Source organism: Anaeromicropila populeti, from assembly GCF_900112775.1.
Lineage (GTDB): Bacteria > Bacillota > Clostridia > Lachnospirales > Lachnospiraceae > Anaeromicropila_A > Anaeromicropila_A populeti.
This window is the reverse complement of record NZ_FOYZ01000012.1, coordinates 13,162-30,782: the sequence shown is the minus strand read 5'-3', so window position 1 is coordinate 30,782 and position 17,621 is coordinate 13,162. Positions and strand designations below refer to the sequence as shown.

Below are 17,621 nucleotides of genomic sequence, written 5' to 3'. Positions count from 1 at the left end.
CCAACGTTCCTCCTGTTAACTACTTTTGATATTCAAGAACTACCTTTACCAAATCATTCCCAGACATAATTTCTGTAAAATCCACTTCACTGCTTGCAAGCATAGAATCAAAATTAGCCTTTTCTTCTAAAATTGTAACCAATGAAATTAATTTTATCGAATCAAGATTTAATTCATCTCTAAGTTCCATCTCTAAAGTTACTGTTTTTTTCATGTTTTTAGGAACAATTGATTTTATTATTTCTAAAACTACCTTTTTAATTTTTTCATCATCCATACTTTCACCTCAAATTTTTAGTACATTTTGTGCATTAAGATAGAACAGTTTCTTTTTATTTTCTTCGCTAATTTCAACATTATTTCTAAAATAATCAACCCATCTTTTCTGCTGTCCTAACATACTATAGATTGGCCAATCTGTACCGAATAATATCTTATCTGGTATCAGTTCAAATATTTTCTTTACCTTATAGGTTAAATTTTCTTTTCCCCAATCTAATTGAAACGCAGCCAAATCAAAATAGACATTTTCTAGCTCAGATGCTAACCTTATATTCTCTTCAAATCGTTCAAAAGTGATATGGGCAAGAATAAACTGAAGGTTCTTAAACATTTTCGTTAAGTCTTTCACTTGTCCAATATAATCATAATCATTATGCATAGTAACCAATGAATCACCTGTATGGGATAATACTGGAATTCCATATGACTGACAAATTTCATAATATGGAAATAATCTTTTATCCGTTAAATCAAATCCACATGGAGGGTATATTTTTAAACCTGCAAAATGATAATCCCGAATACTTTTTTCAAAGAGGTCAACATAGGACACATCTCTCCTACAGTCGATTCCAAAAAAGGGGATTACTCTATCTGGATATTTTATTCTTACTTGATTATGTACTTCCAATATTTCTGAAACAGAAAATTCCATATTAGTATCCTCATATCCAAAGTCTGTCATGAGCAGTACACATTTATCAATTCCAGCGTCATCCATTTGCTTGATTAATTTGGACCCATCTTTATCATTTAATGAGCCTCTGATAATATTACTTACGATGGCTTTATTAAATGCTGCCCCCATTTGTTCCTTTAATGGATTTTCTATACTTTCTATTATTCCATTGATAAAATAATCGGAATAAACTTTTGAATATCCTAAGTGTGTATGTATATCAATCAGCATATAGCGCCTCCTCAGCTTGTATAGATTTCTGCTAGTTCCTTTTTGTATTGTTCAAAAATTTTGTTTCTATCCATCTTCATATTAACATTTAGTAATTTATTTTCTATCGAAAAGGGTTCCGATGTAAAAATAATTTGTTTAATTTTTGAAACTTCCTTTAGTTCTGACATGTATTTTTCCAATTCATTTTCAATCATTTCTTTTGTTACTTTAGGATTTCCTTTTGTTACTATAGCAGTTAAAAAAGGGCTCTTTTCTCCATAAATACAAACTTGCTTAATAAGAGGAGATTCCTTTAGTTTATTTTCTATTGCTCCAGGCATTACTTTTTCACCATTACTCATTGTGATGATATCCTTTATACGACCACGAAGAAACAAAAATCCCTCTTTGTCAAAGAAGCCCATATCTCCAGTAGCAATGTAACCATCACTTCGAAAAACACGACTGTTAAACTCATCGGATTCCATTTCATAACGATAGGCAAGATTATCTGATTTAATCAAGATTTCACCTTCATCACTAATTATAATCTCACGTCCAACAAATGTAGTTCCTACACTTCCAATTTTACATTTTCCTGGATAATTTATAGTTAATAGTCCAGCTTCATTTGTCGCATATGCTTCGTATAAGTTAATCCCCGTATTTTGATAAAATCGTATAATGTTAGCACTGATACTGGCTGAGCCAGTTATCATCAATCTCATTTTTCCACCCCAGAAATTATGAAATTCTTTAAAAAATTTATTTTGTGCTGCTCTCATCATTTTTTTAGGTATCAGATTTTTATTATTTAGTCCAAAAAGAATATTCACAAAAAATAATTTAAATTTGGACTCTCGCAGCATATTATAAAAAGTATCATGTATTGTTTCAAAGAGATAGGGAACTCCTTGCATAACAGTTGGCTGAGTTTTTTTCATGGCAAGAGAAAACGTATCCATTGTTGAAAGTGCTATATGAAAATTATGTAGTAATGCACCATATATATATGTTCTGCATGTTAATACAGATAATGGAAGGAAAATGAACAGTTTATCAGAGTTATTGAATTGAAATAAATCGCACACTCCTGTAATAAAATGACTAGTTCCTTCTATTTTAATAGAAAGTGCCTTTGGTGTTCCTGTTGTTCCTGATGTAAATATAATTGTAAAAATATCTTCATCTGTAAATGCTGCTCCTTCTATAACAGATGGTTCAAATTTTTCAATAATTTGTGGTATTAAAGAAAGTTGAATGTAAATATCATCTGCTTTTTCATCAAAATACTTCTCATCCATAAAAACAAGTTTCACATCAAATTGATTTATTAGTTGTTCTTTATGCATTTCAAAATTCTTTTCATGAAAAGTTACAGAAACCCATCCACCAATGAGACATGCTAGATCAGCCAGTACCCATGCATAAGAATTAGTACCAACAATTCCAATACGTTCCTGTTTTTTAACCTTCTTTTCATTTATAAAAGAAACCAATTTTAAGACATCTGAAAGAACTTCTTCATATCGTTTTTTATAATAATGCCCACGTTCAAAATACTCAAGGTAACTGTCCTTATTTTTAGACATATATTCTTTAATATTTTCAAGTTTCATTTTTACCTCTTTCATAAATTAGTGTAGTCCATAATTAATTTTTTCATTATTAAATGTCGTAATATGTTCGATAACATTTCTAACTGAAATAAGTAATTTTTCTATATCGTTTTCATCGTTATAAACATTAGGAGATATTCTCAAAAAATTCCCCCTGACCGAAATATAAACTTTATTTTTAGACAATTCCTGTTTTAAGGCTTCTATAGAAGTGCCATCAGGTAAAAGAATGCCAAATACATGACTGGTACGGTAATTTTCATGTTCAATCCAACACCCTAACTTTTGAAATTCTGGAACAAATGGTCTGATTAAATCTGCACAATACTCTTGAATTTGCAGTGCATCCCACTTTTTGGCTGTTCTAATTCCGTTAATCATCATTGGAAGAAGAGTAAAGTTTGAAAACTCACCAACATTATGCCTTTGTGCTGACGGAATGTATTGATCTTGATAATAAAGTAATTTATCAAATTGATTTGAATTTTTTTTATTAATCCAATTTTCTTCAATTGTTTCACTATTATCGAATGCCGGTCCAAAGTATCCTAATGCTATACTATATGGTCCTAAAAGCCATTTCCATCCGGCAACAATAATCGCGTCGGCTTCAACTTCCTGAAGCGAGAACGGAAAGGCACCTATTGTTTGAGATGCGTCAATAATAAGTAGGGCACCTGCTTCTTTTGTTCGTTTTCTAATTTCTTTTAGATTAAAGATTGTTCCACATGTCCAATGAATATTTCCGATACACACGGCTTTTGTATTCTCATCAATCGCAGCTAATATTTGCTGATTCCACAGCTCACCTCTGTTTTCAAGAACGGAAGGCGCCTTTATTACAGTTAAAATACCGCCCTGCTCATCTGTTGCTTTTTTCCAGGGGTAATAATTACTAGGAAATTCTTCGCCAACTACAAGAATAGATTTTCTTTGATCCAGTTTAATGTTTTTTGACAATATTGACATTCCATAAGATACAGAAGGCAGTATTGCTATTCTTTCTGGCTCTTTGCAGTTTATAATATCTGCAAATTCCTTTCGGATGATATCTCCAGGTTCAAAAAAATCGCCTTCTGTCAAAGAATATGGACGCATTTTTTTTTTCATTCCTTCAATTCCTGCTTCTACTGATGATTTTAACAACGGACTCATCAATGCACCATTTAGATAAGAAACATCTTCTTCAATATCAAATAATTCCTTTTGACACTTCATATTTTCCACCTCCAGCTTAGTTATAAAGAACTCTTCTAATATAATGCAATAAAACCTATATATCCTGCTATTTCAATATCTGCTATCTCACTTCTTTTTCCAATAATAGAGAAATTCCAGTTTAAATTTGATATTGAACGAATCAAATCAACCCCAATTCCTTCTAGTGAAGGTCTTGATTCTAATTGATGACGACATACGCCATCGGCAAGTCCCTGACACTTTCCACCGATATCAACACACTGACGACATCTTCCTGCTCCGAAAGCCATTGCCAGATAAAACCCTTCATAAAATGCCATGGACTCCAGTTCAGCGGAGGTATCTTGAATGAACTTAGAAACTTTAGTCCATTTATAATCTTTTTTTGCGTCTTCTCCAGCAAAATGATCTGCGGGAGCTGTTTTTCTATAAATAATTCCTTTTTCAAAGGAATGTACATACTCCTTACATTCCTCTACAGAAGGTGCGTTGGGCGGGCACCGAAGATTAGTGTTATACACCCTGCATGCATATCTGCATTTCATTCGTACTTTTTTATCAAAGATTAATTCTTTCGGATTGATTACACAGACATCATCCATTTTGCAATCAACTAGATATTGCACTAATTTATCAATCTTTTGGTTTACTTCATCTTGTGACAATTTAAAGTATGGTACTGACATAAAAATTCTCCTTTTCTATAAATTATTATTAAGATCCAAGTTGGAAAAGAAATCATACAGAATTGTATAAATGTTATCTATATCCTCTTTGGATGATATCAATGGTGGGCAAAGTCTGATTACATCTGCTGCTACCCGGCAAAGAAGTCCTTTTTCATACAATCCGCTTTCCATACGTTGACTTAATTTCATACTCAAAGGATAACGTTCTTTAGATTTTTTGTCTTTTACTAATTCTATTCCCCACATAAGTCCGCGCCCTCTAATATCTCCTACAAAGTTGAATTGATATAGGGACTTGAACTTTTCCTCTATGTACTGCCCAATTTCATTGGCATTTTCAACTAAATTATCCTCCAGTATTACTTTTACATTCGCATACGCAGCAGCACATGCAATTGGATGACCTCCAAAAGTACTTCCGTAAACATTTTGAATGGAGCTTCTTTTTGTAAATTCATCTGCGATCTGCTCGCTGATGATAGCCGCACTAATAGGTATGTAGCCACTGCTTAATCCCTTGGCAACTGTAATAATATCTGGTTGGATCCCTGCTTCTTGAGCAACAAACATGCTTCCTGTTCTTCCAAATCCAGTTACAATCTCATCACATATAAACAAAATGTCATTTTCTCTGCATAGTTCATATGCTTTTTTTACATACCCCGTTGGAGGTACTACAATTCCCTTTGCATTCATTATTGGTTCCATAATAAATGCTGCAATATTTTCACTTCGATAATACTGAATCAGTTTTTTGAGTTTCTGAATACAATAATAATTACAAGATTCCTTTTGAAATTCACATCTGTAACAGTTTGGACAGTCTGCCTTTATCGTACCTGGCAGCAATGGACCATAAAAATGTGAAAGATTAGGAAGACCACCTACGCTGAAACAAGCTAATGTGGAACCATGAAATGAACCTTCAAGTCCAATGATCATTTGTTTGTTCGGCATATTCCTTCTTATGTGGTATTGCTTAGCAATCATAATAGCACGTTCAACTGCTTCGGAACCACTATTCACAAAATAGAATTTGGGATTTTTTATTGGTATTAGAGGTGATAATAAATCAACAAGTTTTAAAACGGATGGATGCGAAAAACCCATAAAAGGACTAATATATTCTAACTGTTCCGATTGTTCTTTAATTGCCGCCACAACTTGTTGATTACAATGCCCAATATTTACTACTCCAAGACCACTTAGAGCATCTATATATTTTTTGCCTTGCACATCCCAAAGATAGATACCTTCACCCTTTGCAATAATTTTATTTTCCTCATCTAAGGCGTTGCCAGTATACAACTGCCATACTCCTTTTTTGCTTTCTTTCCAGTTCATTTTCCTTTTCCCCTTTATTAATAATGAATATCAGATTTACATTACCCAAATCATATTTTTAAATTTTTAACAATCACAGATATGATTTCAAATAGAATGCTTGCTGCCAGGAAATTAGTAATTCCTCCACTATCATATTGTGGGTTCACTTCAACCAGATCGGCTGCCACGATATTAATACCTGTTAAATTCCGTATCATATATAAACATTCCCTGCTAGTGAAACCACCAATCTCAGGTGTGTTAATTGCTGGCGCATAAGCTGGATCAACGCAGTCCATATCAAATGTCAGAATACATTTATTTTTCCCAACTGTCTCTCTTATGGTTTTTACAATATCTTTTGGGTTAGATTCGATATATGTTTCCATGTCTATAAGATTAAAACTTAAATCTTGAGCTATTTTATAATCATTTGGTGAGTATCCACTTCCTCTTACTCCTAAGATTACCGATGTGGATGGTTCAATTAGTTCCTCTTCTATGGCACGTCTTAAAGTTGTACCATGTCCATACAATTCTCCAAAGTGGGATTTCGAGCAATCTCTGTGAGCATCAAATGAGATTACAGAAAGCTTTCCATGTTTCTCTTTTAACCCTCTTAATTCTGGCAAAATAATTCCATGATCACCGCCTATTGAAATGGGTATGGCATTATCATGAACAACTACTTTCTTTATACACTCAGAAATTAATGTATATGATTTTTCTATGTACCCAGGAATCACTGGAATATCACCGTAATCTACAGTAATGCTGTCAGCAAATATATCTACATCTAAACATCTGTTATATTTTTTTAAACAGGTTGATGCATTTCTTATTTCCCTTGGTCCAAATCGAGATCCAGAACGATAGCTAGAAGTATCATCAAATGGTATTCCTATGACTATAATATCCGGATTGTCTATCTGACCATATTGCGGAATTCTCATAAAAGTAGGAATGTCGCAATATCTGGGAGTTGAACAATAAAATTCCTTCATATTTTTAATACGTTCCATCATAATTCTCCAATTGTTTTTATTTAGTACATTATACCATATTGCACTTAAATGTGCCATATAAATATTGAATTGTACAATTTATTATTTATATAGACAGACTATTTGTGCTATAATAATATTTATGTTAATTATTATAAATGTAAGGAGAATATATTGATGTACTTAGCAAATGAACAGCGCTATTGTTCCATGATTTATAAAAGTTGTGGTAACAGTGGATTAAAACTTCCTGTTGTTTCTTTAGGTCTATGGCATAATTTTGGAAATACGAATACACTAGAAAACATGACTCAAATGATTACAACCGCTTTTGATTGTGGAATTACCCACTTTGATTTAGCTAATAATTATGGTCCAAACCGTGGTGCTGCGGAAGTGAATTTTGGTAAAATAATTAATAACCAGTTATATCCGTATCGAGATGAATGTATTATTTCTACGAAAGCTGGATATGTTATGTGGCCAGGTCCTTATGGAAACTGGGGAAGTCGTAAATATTTAATTGCAAGTCTGGATCAAAGTTTAAGCAGACTTGGACTGGATTACGTTGATATTTTTTATCATCATAGACCAGATCCTTCTACTCCCCTTGAAGAAACAATGTCTGCATTAGACCATGTCGTTCGTTCTGGTAAAGCCCTATATATTGGTTTATCCAACTACCAGCCAGAGCAACTAAAAAAAGCATGTGACATTTTAAATTCATTAGGAACACCCGCAATTATTCATCAAACCAAGTACTCTATGATGGAACAACAAATAAAAAATGGATTGATTCAGGTTCACAGGGAAAAGAAAATTGGATCAATTGCATTTTCACCACTTGCTCAAGGGATTCTTACTGATAAATATCTTAATGGGATTCCTGAAAATTCCAGAGCTGCCGATCAGAATAGTAACTTTTTAACTCAAAAAAATATTACAGATGCTGTTATAGAAAAAGTACATAAACTTAATCACATTGCGCAAAATAGAAATCAAACGATTGCCCAGCTTGCATTGTCTTGGGCGGTAAAAACTGGCGAACTGACTTCTCTGCTTGTAGGCGCAAGTACGCCATCTCAAATTATTAATAATGTTAATATGCTGTCACATCTTGATTTTACTGATGATGAGTTAGCAGAAATTGATGCTATTTTAAACTGATAAATTTATGTGAAACCTTCCTTTGTCTAGCCATAAAATAATCCCCTTGGATTAATATTTGCTTTAGCATTAATTCAAGAGGATATCTTTATTTGTCGATCTTTCATATCTGTATATTAAATTTCTTGAGGCATGTAACATATCTGGCTGCGCAAAAATAATTATCTAAATCTTTTTCATCTAATCCTTGAAAGGCACACAGTTCATCATATAGAACATTTTGAATCACAGTTCTTTTTGCTTGCTCATCATGAAAAGAAACCAAAGAATATTTGCTTGACAGATACTCCACAATTTCCTGTCCACATAATCGTAAATATATAAGTGAAATGTTATCTATAAAACAGGCACTTGTACCCCAACCATGAACTCTATCACTATCAATGAAACAAATAAAAGTGCTGATACTACCGTAATAATAGTAATCTCACGTAATGTGGTATTAAGTACAGAGCGCATGTACATAAAGTAATATATCGCCTTCCAGATAAGAAACATGATAAAAAGTGAACTGATAATAAAGGTTGAAAACCCACTTCCATTATAAATCTCTGGTTTTATCAATAGGATATTATATAAAATAATACATAAAAAATTTGGTATATAGCTTAGCCCCCATATAGATACTGTCTGACTAAAGCTTATTCTTTTGTGAAAATATTTAGAGAACATCCAGAAAACTGTACATACAACAACCCAGGTGATGATTACAACGACCAGTCTAAGGAACATACTACTGATATCCAAATTAATTTTATACCTGTTCCTATAAGTACAGAAATATATAATTGGAGCAAGTATCGTTTCTAAAACCGCAGTAGAAAGTACTATAATCATTGCTGTCTGAAACCTATATTTCACATAGTTATTATTAAAAACGCCAAGCGGAGCAAATATTGATTGATACAAAATATTCATATTGAGTTCACCACCTATCCCATAATACCAATTATCAATTTTGAAAAACTACTACCTAAAACCATCCACAAAGCTCCAGACACACTTACAGATATAACACATGCAAATCTTAATGGATTTACAAAAATAAATTTTTCGAAGGACGTCAAGACAGGCTCATTTTTATTTTCTAAAAATACTTTCAATAAAATTTTTTCTTTCATTCCTTCAGGTGATATCACTTCCGTATCTAGTGATTTAATAAGCTTTTCAACTTTTCTATCGTCCATCATTTTTATCACAACCTTTCATCTTCGAATACACTTTTTCAAATGCTGTTTTTGCCCGTTGGAGTATACCGTCCACGCTCTTAACCGATTTTTCTAATTCTTTTGCAATTTCTTTTACACTCATATCATCCATATATTTCAAAATCAGCACATACCTGTAAAGGGGGTTTATTTGATTAAGAGCCTTTTGTACACACTGGCGCTTTTCTTTGTCAATTTCAAACTGTTCCAGGTCAAAGCTACTGACAGATTCAATACAGCTGTCATTATCTAGAATCTCATACTTTTCTCTACAAATCGATTTACGATAACTTTCCCTAAGCTTGTTTTTCGCTATTGAGCAGAGCCATGTTCGAAATGAGCTTCTATTATTAAACCGATCAAGAGCTAGCCATGCAGCAGAAAAAGTCTCTTGTACAATATCCTCCGTCATTTGTCTATTTCCTGCTGTTCTGGCATAGATATATGAGTAAACATAATCAAAACATTGAGCATATTGATCAGTAAAATACTCTTTCTTTTTTACCTCGTTTATCCACATATTCATACTCATTCTACAGAAAATGTCTTTTCCAATATCTTTCTGTCTCCTTCATATAATTCAAAACTATAACTGCCTTTGGTTACATTATCACCATCAAGCATACACGTAACTACACCTTCAGAATCCGTAGCTAAAGTTACTACATCCTCTTTAATGACTTCGTCATCTTTCAACCATTTTCCCGTAAACTCAGAACCTTTAGGACATTCTACAATGTGGATGGTTGCATATAAATTCTCGGATTCTGGAATGCTGGTTTTATATTCTTCTTCTAATTTGTTGTATGCACTTGATACTACAAGGTAGATTTCGCTGCCTTGCGTTTCTTCGGCACTGTTATATTCATCTATATTATCCAAAACTTTATCTGCCAATATCATACCTGAAACAGGACCATCGCCCTTATTAACAAGAACAAAACCTATTAATATTGCAAGGACGATAAAAATCATCAGTACAATTAAAGATGTCTTCTTTTTCATATAACTAATCCTCACTCCCATATAAAATTTATTTATTCGCCGTAATTTAGTTCATCTTGTCTCTGAAACACATATAAACCTAATATTACATTAACTGTGAGATAAAATGCAAGTAAAAGCAATGCACATACAACCTGTTTTATTTCTGAATAACCACTTAAAGCATTCATAGTAAGGGCCGGTGAGACCAAGTAGATTATCTGTGTTACCGTTTCATTGAAACAAAATAAACTACTCAAACTATCTACTGCCATTGTAAACAGTCTTGGTATCAATAAAACACCGTAAGTATTAAATCCAAAAACTTAGATTCCCTTTCACTTGATATTCCATCATAGTTCAAAATAGAAGCTACAATTGTTCCTAAAAAATTAATTGAAAAAACCACCGCCATATAATTCATTATTCCTGTTTTTCTCACCTGCTCAATGCTGTCAGAACCGAGAATAAACCAGAATTGAAATAAAATCAGAAATAAAAGCATTATAACAAGCCTTTTATGAAAGCTGTTTTTAATATCCCTCTTTAACAAAATCATGATGTCGTTCATTACAAGATGCCTCCTTTATAAGTTGATTATATAGAGCCTCGATTCCTTGCCGCTTAACACCGTAAACTTTAATACAATTTTCAGAAAGAAGCCACAGTACATCTGGTAACTCGTGCCTGTTGACTTCCGCAATCAACATATTACCCTTCACTTCAAACTTTTTCTTTTTCAACTGTGTTAATAGCTTAATTGTTTTTTCGTCTATACCTTCTGCTTCTATCTCGTAAACTATACTACAGGCTCCTTCATAGAGAAGCTCACCTTTTTCAATTACCGCTATAGAATGGCATAGGTTTTCAAGTTCCATTAAAACATGTGAGGAAATGAAGATTGTACATCCCTTTTGGTTTAATACTTTTATAATTCCTCTGACCTGTTGAACACCCATTGGATCTAGTCCAGCTGTTGGTTCGTCTAATACAAGAATTTCTGGTTCTCCAATGGTTGCTATAACAAGCTGCAGTTTTCTCTGCTGTCCTGGTGAAAGACTACTGATTTTTTTATATAAATCAATTTCCAGTTCCTTTGCAAATGCTATACATTCCTCTATGTTGCCCTTTCTTAATTTAGCAAAGAATTGTATTACCTCAATAGCATTCATGTTATCACGAAATCTGACATTCTGTGGCAAGAAGCTTATATGCTTCTTTACCTTTAAACTTCCGCTGCTTGCTTTCATCAACCCACATATTATCCTCATAAAGGTTGTTTTTCCTGCACCATTCTTACCTATAAATCCAAATATCTCTCCCTGAGGAACAGAAATGGATAAATTGTTAATAGCTCTGCAATCACCAAAGCTTTTACTAATATTACAGGTATCTATAGCTGAATTCTCATTCATTTTATCAACTCCTTTCACCATATTAGTTGCATAAAATGAATAAATCCCCCTGGTAATTATCATATTTTATGGAATAGATAATAAATATTCTTTCTGATGTACAAAAAAGAACTTTTGCTCCACAGATTATTTCTAACCTATTTTGCAAAAGTCCTAATAACTAGTTAAACACATTCATTACGTTTACATACCCCTCATTTTCTCCAACCTTTAACTAAATGAATAATTCACAGGTGTATTTTTGTCACTTCCCAGTGTGGCAATAAAATAAATTGTTACAGACGAACCAGGTGCAAGGGTTGCATCCCAAGATGGATTTTTCACAGTAACCTTTGTTCCAGATTGTCCAGATAACTGGGCTCCCCATAAACTAGTAATTTTACTATTGTAATTGAATTGTAAAGTCCATCCGTTGTAAGTCTTAGTGGAATTGTTTTTTAATACAATTTGTCCCTGGAAGCTGCTTCCCCAGTCGCTTACTACCTTATATTCACATGTAATTCCACTAGGTAAAGAACCACCTGTTGAAGCACTTGGAGTTGGTGTTACCACTGGCGTAGGCGTTACTACTGGAGTTGGTGTTACCACTGGAGTTGGTGTTACTACTGGAGTTGGTGTTACTACTGGCGTAGGTGTTACCACTGGAGTTGGTGTTACCACTGGCGTAGGTGTCACAACTGGTGTTGGTGTACTAGTGGAGCCAGTATACACAGACATAATAGCTGAAATAATGTTCTGCTGTGTTACAGCACAAGTACTACGATTAAATACACCAAATCCATAAGTACCATTATAGCCATTGTCCCATAATACAGGAACTAAACCATAGGACTTTGAATACGAACAGAGTTTTTTGGCATAATCTGCGCGGCATGCTGCATTATTAGAATCATATGCGGACTTGTCAATTGAACCGTATTCACCAATCACCACAGGATAACCAGCCTGAACAAATTTAGTATACATCATGTTCAGCTGCTGCTGCATATAAGATTCACCGCCCCATGAAGCAACCTTTGAACTATTGGTCGCCGTACTTCCCCACTGGGTAACAGCACTTGATTCCGTTCCACAAAATTCCCATGGAGAATAGTAGTGAACAGAAATCATAATTCTCTTTTTGCCTGAAAGGGTACTGGACAGATAATTGTCTGTTGGTAGTTTAAAACCATAATTTCCTGCTGTATAATCAATATTTGTGTTCCAGCCAGGGATTAAAAGCCACCGTTTATCGTTATTACCACCAGTTTGTCTTACAGTATTTACAAAAATCTGATTATAATCATTAATATTGCTATATGCTGTTGCATCAGGTGTACCATAATTTCCATTGAACTCTTCGTTCATAGACTCAAAAATCAAATGCTCGTCATAGTTTTTAAAACGCTCTGCAATCTGTTTCCAGGCAGCACCGTATTTTGCTTTAATAGCAGTCTGGTTAGAACTTCCGCAGAGCAGCCAGCTATTTGTGATAGATGTATAGCCATCACCATGCATATTAATCATAACAAAAAGACCATTATTAATACACATGTCAACTACTTCCTGAACGCGGTTAAGCCATGTAGCATTAATCGTGTAGTTGGAGTCACTTCCTATGTAATTCATGTAAGAGACCGGAACACGAATTGTATTAAAACCGGCGTTCTTAACTGCTTTAATTAAATTTTCTGTAATAACAGGATTACCCCAGTTTGTTTCCCCTGGATAGCCATTATTTATTGCTTCCAGCTGATTTCCAAGATTCCATCCAGCTCCCATTGCCGTAACCATGGCACTTTGATCAAGATTGTCAAAGGTGCTGGTGCTATTGGCAGCTGCCTGAACTGTAACTGACAAATCCGATGAAATAGAATTTCTAAGGCTAGGTGCTGCTAATGAAGAAACAACCACAGCCGCAGATAGTAATACAGACGCTATCTTTTTGTGTAAACGCATTATACATTCTCCTTTCGTTACAACATTTTACAGCAAAGCAATCCCCATATCATTGCTAATTATTTGCGATAAAATGAATTGTAAGCACTTTCATTTTTTTCATTATAATTCTATGCTTTTTGCATACTTAATGATACAATTTCTCCGCAATAAATTCAATTTGTTTTGCATTATTGATATATATAAAAGTACAAGAATCTATATAAAATACAATTCTTGTACTTCGGTTTATCAACAGCAAATTCAGCTATGAAATTTCTTTATAAAAATACTGGGTATGAAGCAAATGGTGCGCAATTTCGCTGTTAGGCTTATCCAAAAATTCTTCATAAAGTTTGATGATTGCAGGGTTTTCATGGGATTTACGAATTGGCTTATTCTGATCCTCTTCATATAGCGCGCCGGCTCTCCTTTTCAGTACTTCATAATCTCCACGCAAATACGGCTGGCCGCCGCCATTAATACAGCCTCCTGGACATGCCATAATTTCTATAATCTGATAATCTGCTTCTCCATTTCTTATTTTATTCAAAAGGATTCTGGCATTGCCTAGTCCATTGGCGATGGCAGCTTTTACTTCCCGATCCTTTATCTGAACCGTTGCTTCCCTTATACCATCTAAGCCACGAATCATGGAAAACTCTACGTTTTCTAACCCTTCACCAGTAATCCATTCATAGGCGGTTCGAAGCGCTGCCTCCATTACACCACCTGTTACTCCAAATAAAACCGATGCCCCAGTGGATTCACCCAAAAAGCTGTCAAATTCCTCATTTGGAAGAGAATGAAAGGATATTCCGGCCTCTTTAATCATTTTGGCAAGCTCTCGCGTACTAATTACAATATCCACATCATTTTTCATTTCTTCCCTGGACGCCTCATATTTTTTAGCAAGACAAGGCATGACAGATACCACAACCATATTTTCAGGGTTAAGATTCATTTTCTTAGCATAATAATTTTTTGCAATTGCTCCAAACATCTGCTGGGGTGATTTACAGCTGGATGGCACATCAAGCATGTCTTTAAACTCATGTTCAAAATAATTAATCCATGCTGGACAGCAGCTAGTAAGCATAGGAAGCCTTCCACCATTATTCATTCGGTCAATTAATTCAGCTGCCTCTTCCATAATAGTCAAATCTGCTGCAAAATCGGTGTCAAACACCTTATCAAAGCCCATAGCACGAAGAGCCGCAACCATTTTGCCAGTGACAGCTTTGCCGCTGGTATCTCCGAAACATTCCCCCAAAGCAGCACGAACAGCGGGAGCTGTCTGAACAATCACAAATTTATCTTTATGGTTCAGTGCCTCCCATACTTTTGTGGTATTATTTACCTGGGTTAATGCCCCAGTAGGACAGACAGAAACACACTGGCCACAGAAGGTACAGTTGGTATCAACCATAGGCAGCCCAAATGCAGGTGAAATGATGGTATGAAAGCCTCTATTTACAGCTGAAAGTACAGAAACGGTCTGAATTTTCCCGCATGCAGTGACACATCTTCGGCACAGAATACACTTATCCAGATTTCGTTCAATGGATGCACTGGAAAAATCCTTTGGAAATGTAGACATCTCACCTTTATACTTCATTTCGCGAATTCCCATATCTGCTGCCAATGCCTGTAATTCACAATGCATATTTTTTTCACAAAGTAGGCAGTCCTGAGGATGATCTGACAAAAGCAGCTCCACAACTGTCCTTCTTGATGTAATCGCACGAATGGAATTAGTATTTATCACCATCCCTTCTGCTACCATTGTATTGCAGGAAGGAGCAAGGTTTTTTCTTCCTTCAATTTCAACAACACAGACCCGGCAGGAACCTGGATTGTGCTCTACTCCGCCATGAAGATTCATATGGCATAATGTAGGAATATAGATATTGGCTGATTTTGCCGCTTCTAGAATACTGGTGCCCTCTTCCACCTGCAATTTCTTGTCATTTATTGTAACCGTAACTAAACTCAAAACATTCACCTCTTTCTTAAACTCAGGAGTTTATCAAACTTTGATAATAGCGTTAACTGGGCAGCTGGAGTAACAGGCACCACATTTTATGCATCTGTCCTGATGAATCAGATGTTTTTTCTTAACATCACCAGAAATACAGGAAACAGGACAGTTCTTGGCACACTTAGTACAACCGATGCATTTATCTGTAATTTCAAACTGAACCAGGGTTTTACACACCCCCGCAGGACATCTGTGTTCCTTTACATGTGCCACATATTCATTCCAGAAATATTTCATTGTGCTTAAAACAGGGTTAGGTGCCGTTTGTCCAAGTCCGCACAACGAAGTGTCTTTAATAATTTGTCCCAGTTCCTTCAAGGTCTTTAAATCGTCCTCTGTGCCATTTCCGTTGGTAATCCTCGTTAATATTTCAAGAAGTCTCTTGTTACCGATTCTGCATGGTGTACATTTTCCACAGGATTCTTCTACGGTAAATTCCAGATAAAATTTTGCGATGTCTACCATGCAATTATCTTCATCCATTACTATCATGCCGCCAGAGCCCATCATGGAGCCTATGGCAGTCAAGGATTCATAATCAATGGGCAGATCTAGATTTTCCGCAGGAATGCAGCCGCCAGACGGACCACCTGTCTGAACTGCCTTGAATTTTCTTCCGTTTTTAATGCCACCACCGATATCATAAATGATTTCACGTAACGTAGTTCCCATTGGAACCTCTACTAAACCTACATTATTAATTTTTCCTGCCAGTGCAAATACTTTTGTTCCTTTTGAACCTGCTGTTCCAATCGAACTGTACCAGTCAGCACCATTTAGAATAATGGCTGGAACATTTGCCAGGGTTTCCACGTTATTTACACAAGTTGGCTTCTCCCATAATCCACTTTCTGCTGGAAAAGGAGGTTTATTCGTTGGTTCCCCGCGTTTTCCTTCAATAGAATGAATTAATGCTGTTTCCTCTCCGCAGACAAAAGCGCCAGCACCATACTTTAGTTCAACGTCAAAATGAAAATCTGTTCCGAGAATGTTGTTACCCAGAAGTCCCAGTTCTCTTGCTTGGTTTAACGCAATCATAATACGGTTAACTGCCAGCGGATATTCGGCACGGATATAAATATAACCTTTGGAGGCACCAATTGAGTATCCAGCAATAGCCATTGCTTCCAACACACTGTTTGGATCTCCCTCTAGAATCGAGCGATCCATAAATGCCCCTGGATCTCCTTCATCAGCATTACAAATAATATACTTTTGATCCGCTTCCTTTATTTTTGCAAAATACCATTTTTTTCCTGTGGGGTAACCTCCACCGCCTCTTCCACGTAGACCTGAATCCGTTATCACTTTAATTACATCATCAGGTGACATCGTGGTGAGCACCTTTCCAAGTGCCAGATAGCCTTTGGCACCGATAAATTCTGTAATATCTTCTGGATTAATGAAGCCACAATTTCGTAATGCAATTCTGTTTTGCTTTTTATAAAAGCACATCTCATCCTGCCGCCTAACTGCTTGTTTCACAGCAGGTTCTTCATATAGTAACCTTCGGACAGCTCTTCCATTCAGCAGATGCTCTGTTACAATTTCTCTGGCATCAGCAGGGGTAACATGAACATAAAAAGTATTGTCTGGATTTATTTTGACAATAGGACCTTTTTCACAAAATCCAAAACATCCCGTTATAGATACTGTAACTTCATCGGAAAGACCTTCCTTTTCAATTTCCTGTTTCAGACAATCCATGATTTTCGTGCTGTCAGAGGACTGGCAGCCAGTTCCTCCACACACTGTAATAATACGCTGACATCGTTTATTTTCAACAGCCAGCTCTTCTTCGTGAGAAGGCGTTCTCATTTTTAATTTTTCGGAATTTTCCTGATTTATCTTCTGCAATTCTTCATACGAGTTAATTC

General features: G+C 35.2%; 18 protein-coding genes. 1 reads left to right on the top strand and 17 read right to left on the bottom strand.

The window, feature by feature from the left end:
* Positions 1 to 19 precede the first annotated feature (19 nt).
* The 7 genes from BM305_RS14625 to speB are packed head-to-tail and all read right to left on the bottom strand — an operon-like array spanning position 20 to position 7,030.
* The gene (locus tag BM305_RS14625) at positions 20 to 277 is read right to left on the bottom strand and encodes a hypothetical protein (protein ID WP_092562319.1); all 258 of its coding nucleotides are present in this window, start codon (positions 275 to 277) and stop codon (positions 20 to 22) included.
* Between the two features lie 9 nt (positions 278 to 286).
* Positions 287 to 1,192, bottom strand: coding sequence for an amidohydrolase family protein (locus BM305_RS14620; RefSeq protein WP_092562316.1), 906 nt, complete (start codon positions 1,190 to 1,192; stop codon positions 287 to 289).
* An 11-nt stretch (positions 1,193 to 1,203) separates the two neighbouring features.
* Entirely contained in the window at positions 1,204 to 2,793 is a 1,590-nt protein-coding gene (locus BM305_RS14615) for an AMP-binding protein (RefSeq protein WP_177214746.1), read from the bottom strand.
* Between the two features lie 18 nt (positions 2,794 to 2,811).
* The gene (locus BM305_RS14610) at positions 2,812 to 4,011 is read right to left on the bottom strand and encodes an aminotransferase class V-fold PLP-dependent enzyme (RefSeq protein ID WP_092562309.1); all 1,200 of its coding nucleotides are present in this window, start codon (positions 4,009 to 4,011) and stop codon (positions 2,812 to 2,814) included.
* Between the two features lie 35 nt (positions 4,012 to 4,046).
* Positions 4,047 to 4,679, bottom strand: a complete 633-nt coding sequence (locus BM305_RS14605) for a DUF2284 domain-containing protein (protein ID WP_092562306.1) — start codon at positions 4,677 to 4,679, stop codon at positions 4,047 to 4,049.
* 15 nt (positions 4,680 to 4,694) lie between these two features.
* Entirely contained in the window at positions 4,695 to 6,026 is a 1,332-nt protein-coding gene (locus tag BM305_RS14600) for an aminotransferase family protein (protein WP_092562303.1), read from the bottom strand.
* A gap of 50 nt (positions 6,027 to 6,076) precedes the next feature.
* Entirely contained in the window at positions 6,077 to 7,030 is a 954-nt protein-coding gene (gene speB, locus BM305_RS14595) for an agmatinase (protein WP_177214745.1), read from the bottom strand.
* Positions 7,031 to 7,189: 159 nt separating this feature from the next.
* Here speB and BM305_RS14590 point away from each other — a divergent pair, with 159 nt between their 5' ends.
* Positions 7,190 to 8,179 (top strand): aldo/keto reductase, encoded by a 990-nt coding sequence (locus BM305_RS14590; protein ID WP_272481965.1) that lies wholly within the window; start codon positions 7,190 to 7,192, stop codon positions 8,177 to 8,179.
* Positions 8,180 to 8,515: 336 nt separating this feature from the next.
* Here the strand turns inward: BM305_RS14590 and BM305_RS14580 are convergent, their stop codons facing one another.
* From BM305_RS14580 to BM305_RS14540, 10 genes are all read right to left on the bottom strand, one after another.
* Positions 8,516 to 9,097, bottom strand: coding sequence for a YIP1 family protein (locus tag BM305_RS14580; protein ID WP_092562291.1), 582 nt, complete (start codon positions 9,095 to 9,097; stop codon positions 8,516 to 8,518).
* Between the two features lie 14 nt (positions 9,098 to 9,111).
* Entirely contained in the window at positions 9,112 to 9,366 is a 255-nt protein-coding gene (locus BM305_RS14575) for a hypothetical protein (protein WP_177214744.1), read from the bottom strand.
* A complete protein-coding gene (locus BM305_RS14570) occupies positions 9,356 to 9,919 on the bottom strand; it encodes an RNA polymerase sigma factor (protein WP_092562285.1) in 564 nt (187 codons plus the stop codon). Before BM305_RS14570 ends, BM305_RS14575 begins: the two co-directional genes overlap by 11 nt.
* Positions 9,916 to 10,392 (bottom strand): hypothetical protein, encoded by a 477-nt coding sequence (locus tag BM305_RS14565; RefSeq protein WP_092562282.1) that lies wholly within the window; start codon positions 10,390 to 10,392, stop codon positions 9,916 to 9,918. Before BM305_RS14565 ends, BM305_RS14570 begins: the two co-directional genes overlap by 4 nt.
* A gap of 32 nt (positions 10,393 to 10,424) precedes the next feature.
* On the bottom strand, positions 10,425 to 10,646 hold the full coding sequence (locus tag BM305_RS18830) for a hypothetical protein (RefSeq protein WP_177214743.1): 222 nt from the start codon (positions 10,644 to 10,646) through the stop codon (positions 10,425 to 10,427).
* A 17-nt stretch (positions 10,647 to 10,663) separates the two neighbouring features.
* Positions 10,664 to 10,942 carry a hypothetical protein gene (locus BM305_RS14560; RefSeq protein WP_143099187.1) on the bottom strand — a complete coding sequence of 93 codons (279 nt, stop codon included), beginning with the start codon at positions 10,940 to 10,942 and terminating at the stop codon, positions 10,664 to 10,666.
* On the bottom strand, positions 10,905 to 11,786 hold the full coding sequence (locus BM305_RS14555) for an ABC transporter ATP-binding protein (RefSeq protein ID WP_177214742.1): 882 nt from the start codon (positions 11,784 to 11,786) through the stop codon (positions 10,905 to 10,907). Before BM305_RS14555 ends, BM305_RS14560 begins: the two co-directional genes overlap by 38 nt.
* Before the next feature lie 210 nt (positions 11,787 to 11,996).
* Positions 11,997 to 13,724: a cellulase family glycosylhydrolase gene (locus BM305_RS14550; RefSeq protein ID WP_092562273.1), complete on the bottom strand. Its 1,728-nt coding sequence runs from the start codon at positions 13,722 to 13,724 to the stop codon at positions 11,997 to 11,999.
* A gap of 247 nt (positions 13,725 to 13,971) precedes the next feature.
* Positions 13,972 to 15,699 (bottom strand): NADH-dependent [FeFe] hydrogenase, group A6, encoded by a 1,728-nt coding sequence (locus BM305_RS14545; RefSeq protein WP_092562270.1) that lies wholly within the window; start codon positions 15,697 to 15,699, stop codon positions 13,972 to 13,974.
* Between the two features lie 33 nt (positions 15,700 to 15,732).
* Positions 15,733 to 17,562, bottom strand: coding sequence for an NADH-quinone oxidoreductase subunit NuoF (locus tag BM305_RS14540; RefSeq protein ID WP_334292828.1), 1,830 nt, complete (start codon positions 17,560 to 17,562; stop codon positions 15,733 to 15,735).
* Positions 17,563 to 17,621 lie beyond the last annotated feature (59 nt).

Excerpts from the sequence above, each read along its gene's own strand:
- BM305_RS14625 (WP_092562319.1), bottom strand. The coding sequence starts at position 277 with ATGGATGATGAAAAAATTAAAAAGGTAGTTTTAGAAATAATAAAATCA.
- BM305_RS14540 (WP_334292828.1), bottom strand. The coding sequence starts at position 17,562 with ATGAGAACGCCTTCTCACGAAGAAGAGCTGGCTGTTGAAAATAAACGA.
- BM305_RS14590 (WP_272481965.1), top strand. The coding sequence starts at position 7,190 with ATGTACTTAGCAAATGAACAGCGCTATTGTTCCATGATTTATAAAAGT.
- BM305_RS14615 (WP_177214746.1), bottom strand. The coding sequence starts at position 2,793 with ATGAAACTTGAAAATATTAAAGAATATATGTCTAAAAATAAGGACAGT.
- BM305_RS14605 (WP_092562306.1), bottom strand. The coding sequence starts at position 4,679 with ATGTCAGTACCATACTTTAAATTGTCACAAGATGAAGTAAACCAAAAG.
- BM305_RS14580 (WP_092562291.1), bottom strand. The coding sequence starts at position 9,097 with ATGAATATTTTGTATCAATCAATATTTGCTCCGCTTGGCGTTTTTAAT.
- BM305_RS14610 (WP_092562309.1), bottom strand. The coding sequence starts at position 4,011 with ATGAAGTGTCAAAAGGAATTATTTGATATTGAAGAAGATGTTTCTTAT.
- speB (WP_177214745.1), bottom strand. The coding sequence starts at position 7,030 with ATGGAACGTATTAAAAATATGAAGGAATTTTATTGTTCAACTCCCAGA.
- BM305_RS14600 (WP_092562303.1), bottom strand. The coding sequence starts at position 6,026 with ATGAACTGGAAAGAAAGCAAAAAAGGAGTATGGCAGTTGTATACTGGC.
- BM305_RS14620 (WP_092562316.1), bottom strand. The coding sequence starts at position 1,192 with ATGCTGATTGATATACATACACACTTAGGATATTCAAAAGTTTATTCC.
- BM305_RS14555 (WP_177214742.1), bottom strand. The coding sequence starts at position 11,786 with ATGAATGAGAATTCAGCTATAGATACCTGTAATATTAGTAAAAGCTTT.
- BM305_RS18830 (WP_177214743.1), bottom strand. The coding sequence starts at position 10,646 with ATGGCAGTAGATAGTTTGAGTAGTTTATTTTGTTTCAATGAAACGGTA.
- BM305_RS14575 (WP_177214744.1), bottom strand. The coding sequence starts at position 9,366 with ATGGACGATAGAAAAGTTGAAAAGCTTATTAAATCACTAGATACGGAA.
- BM305_RS14570 (WP_092562285.1), bottom strand. The coding sequence starts at position 9,919 with ATGAGTATGAATATGTGGATAAACGAGGTAAAAAAGAAAGAGTATTTT.
- BM305_RS14560 (WP_143099187.1), bottom strand. The coding sequence starts at position 10,942 with ATGAACGACATCATGATTTTGTTAAAGAGGGATATTAAAAACAGCTTT.
- BM305_RS14550 (WP_092562273.1), bottom strand. The coding sequence starts at position 13,724 with ATGCGTTTACACAAAAAGATAGCGTCTGTATTACTATCTGCGGCTGTG.
- BM305_RS14565 (WP_092562282.1), bottom strand. The coding sequence starts at position 10,392 with ATGAAAAAGAAGACATCTTTAATTGTACTGATGATTTTTATCGTCCTT.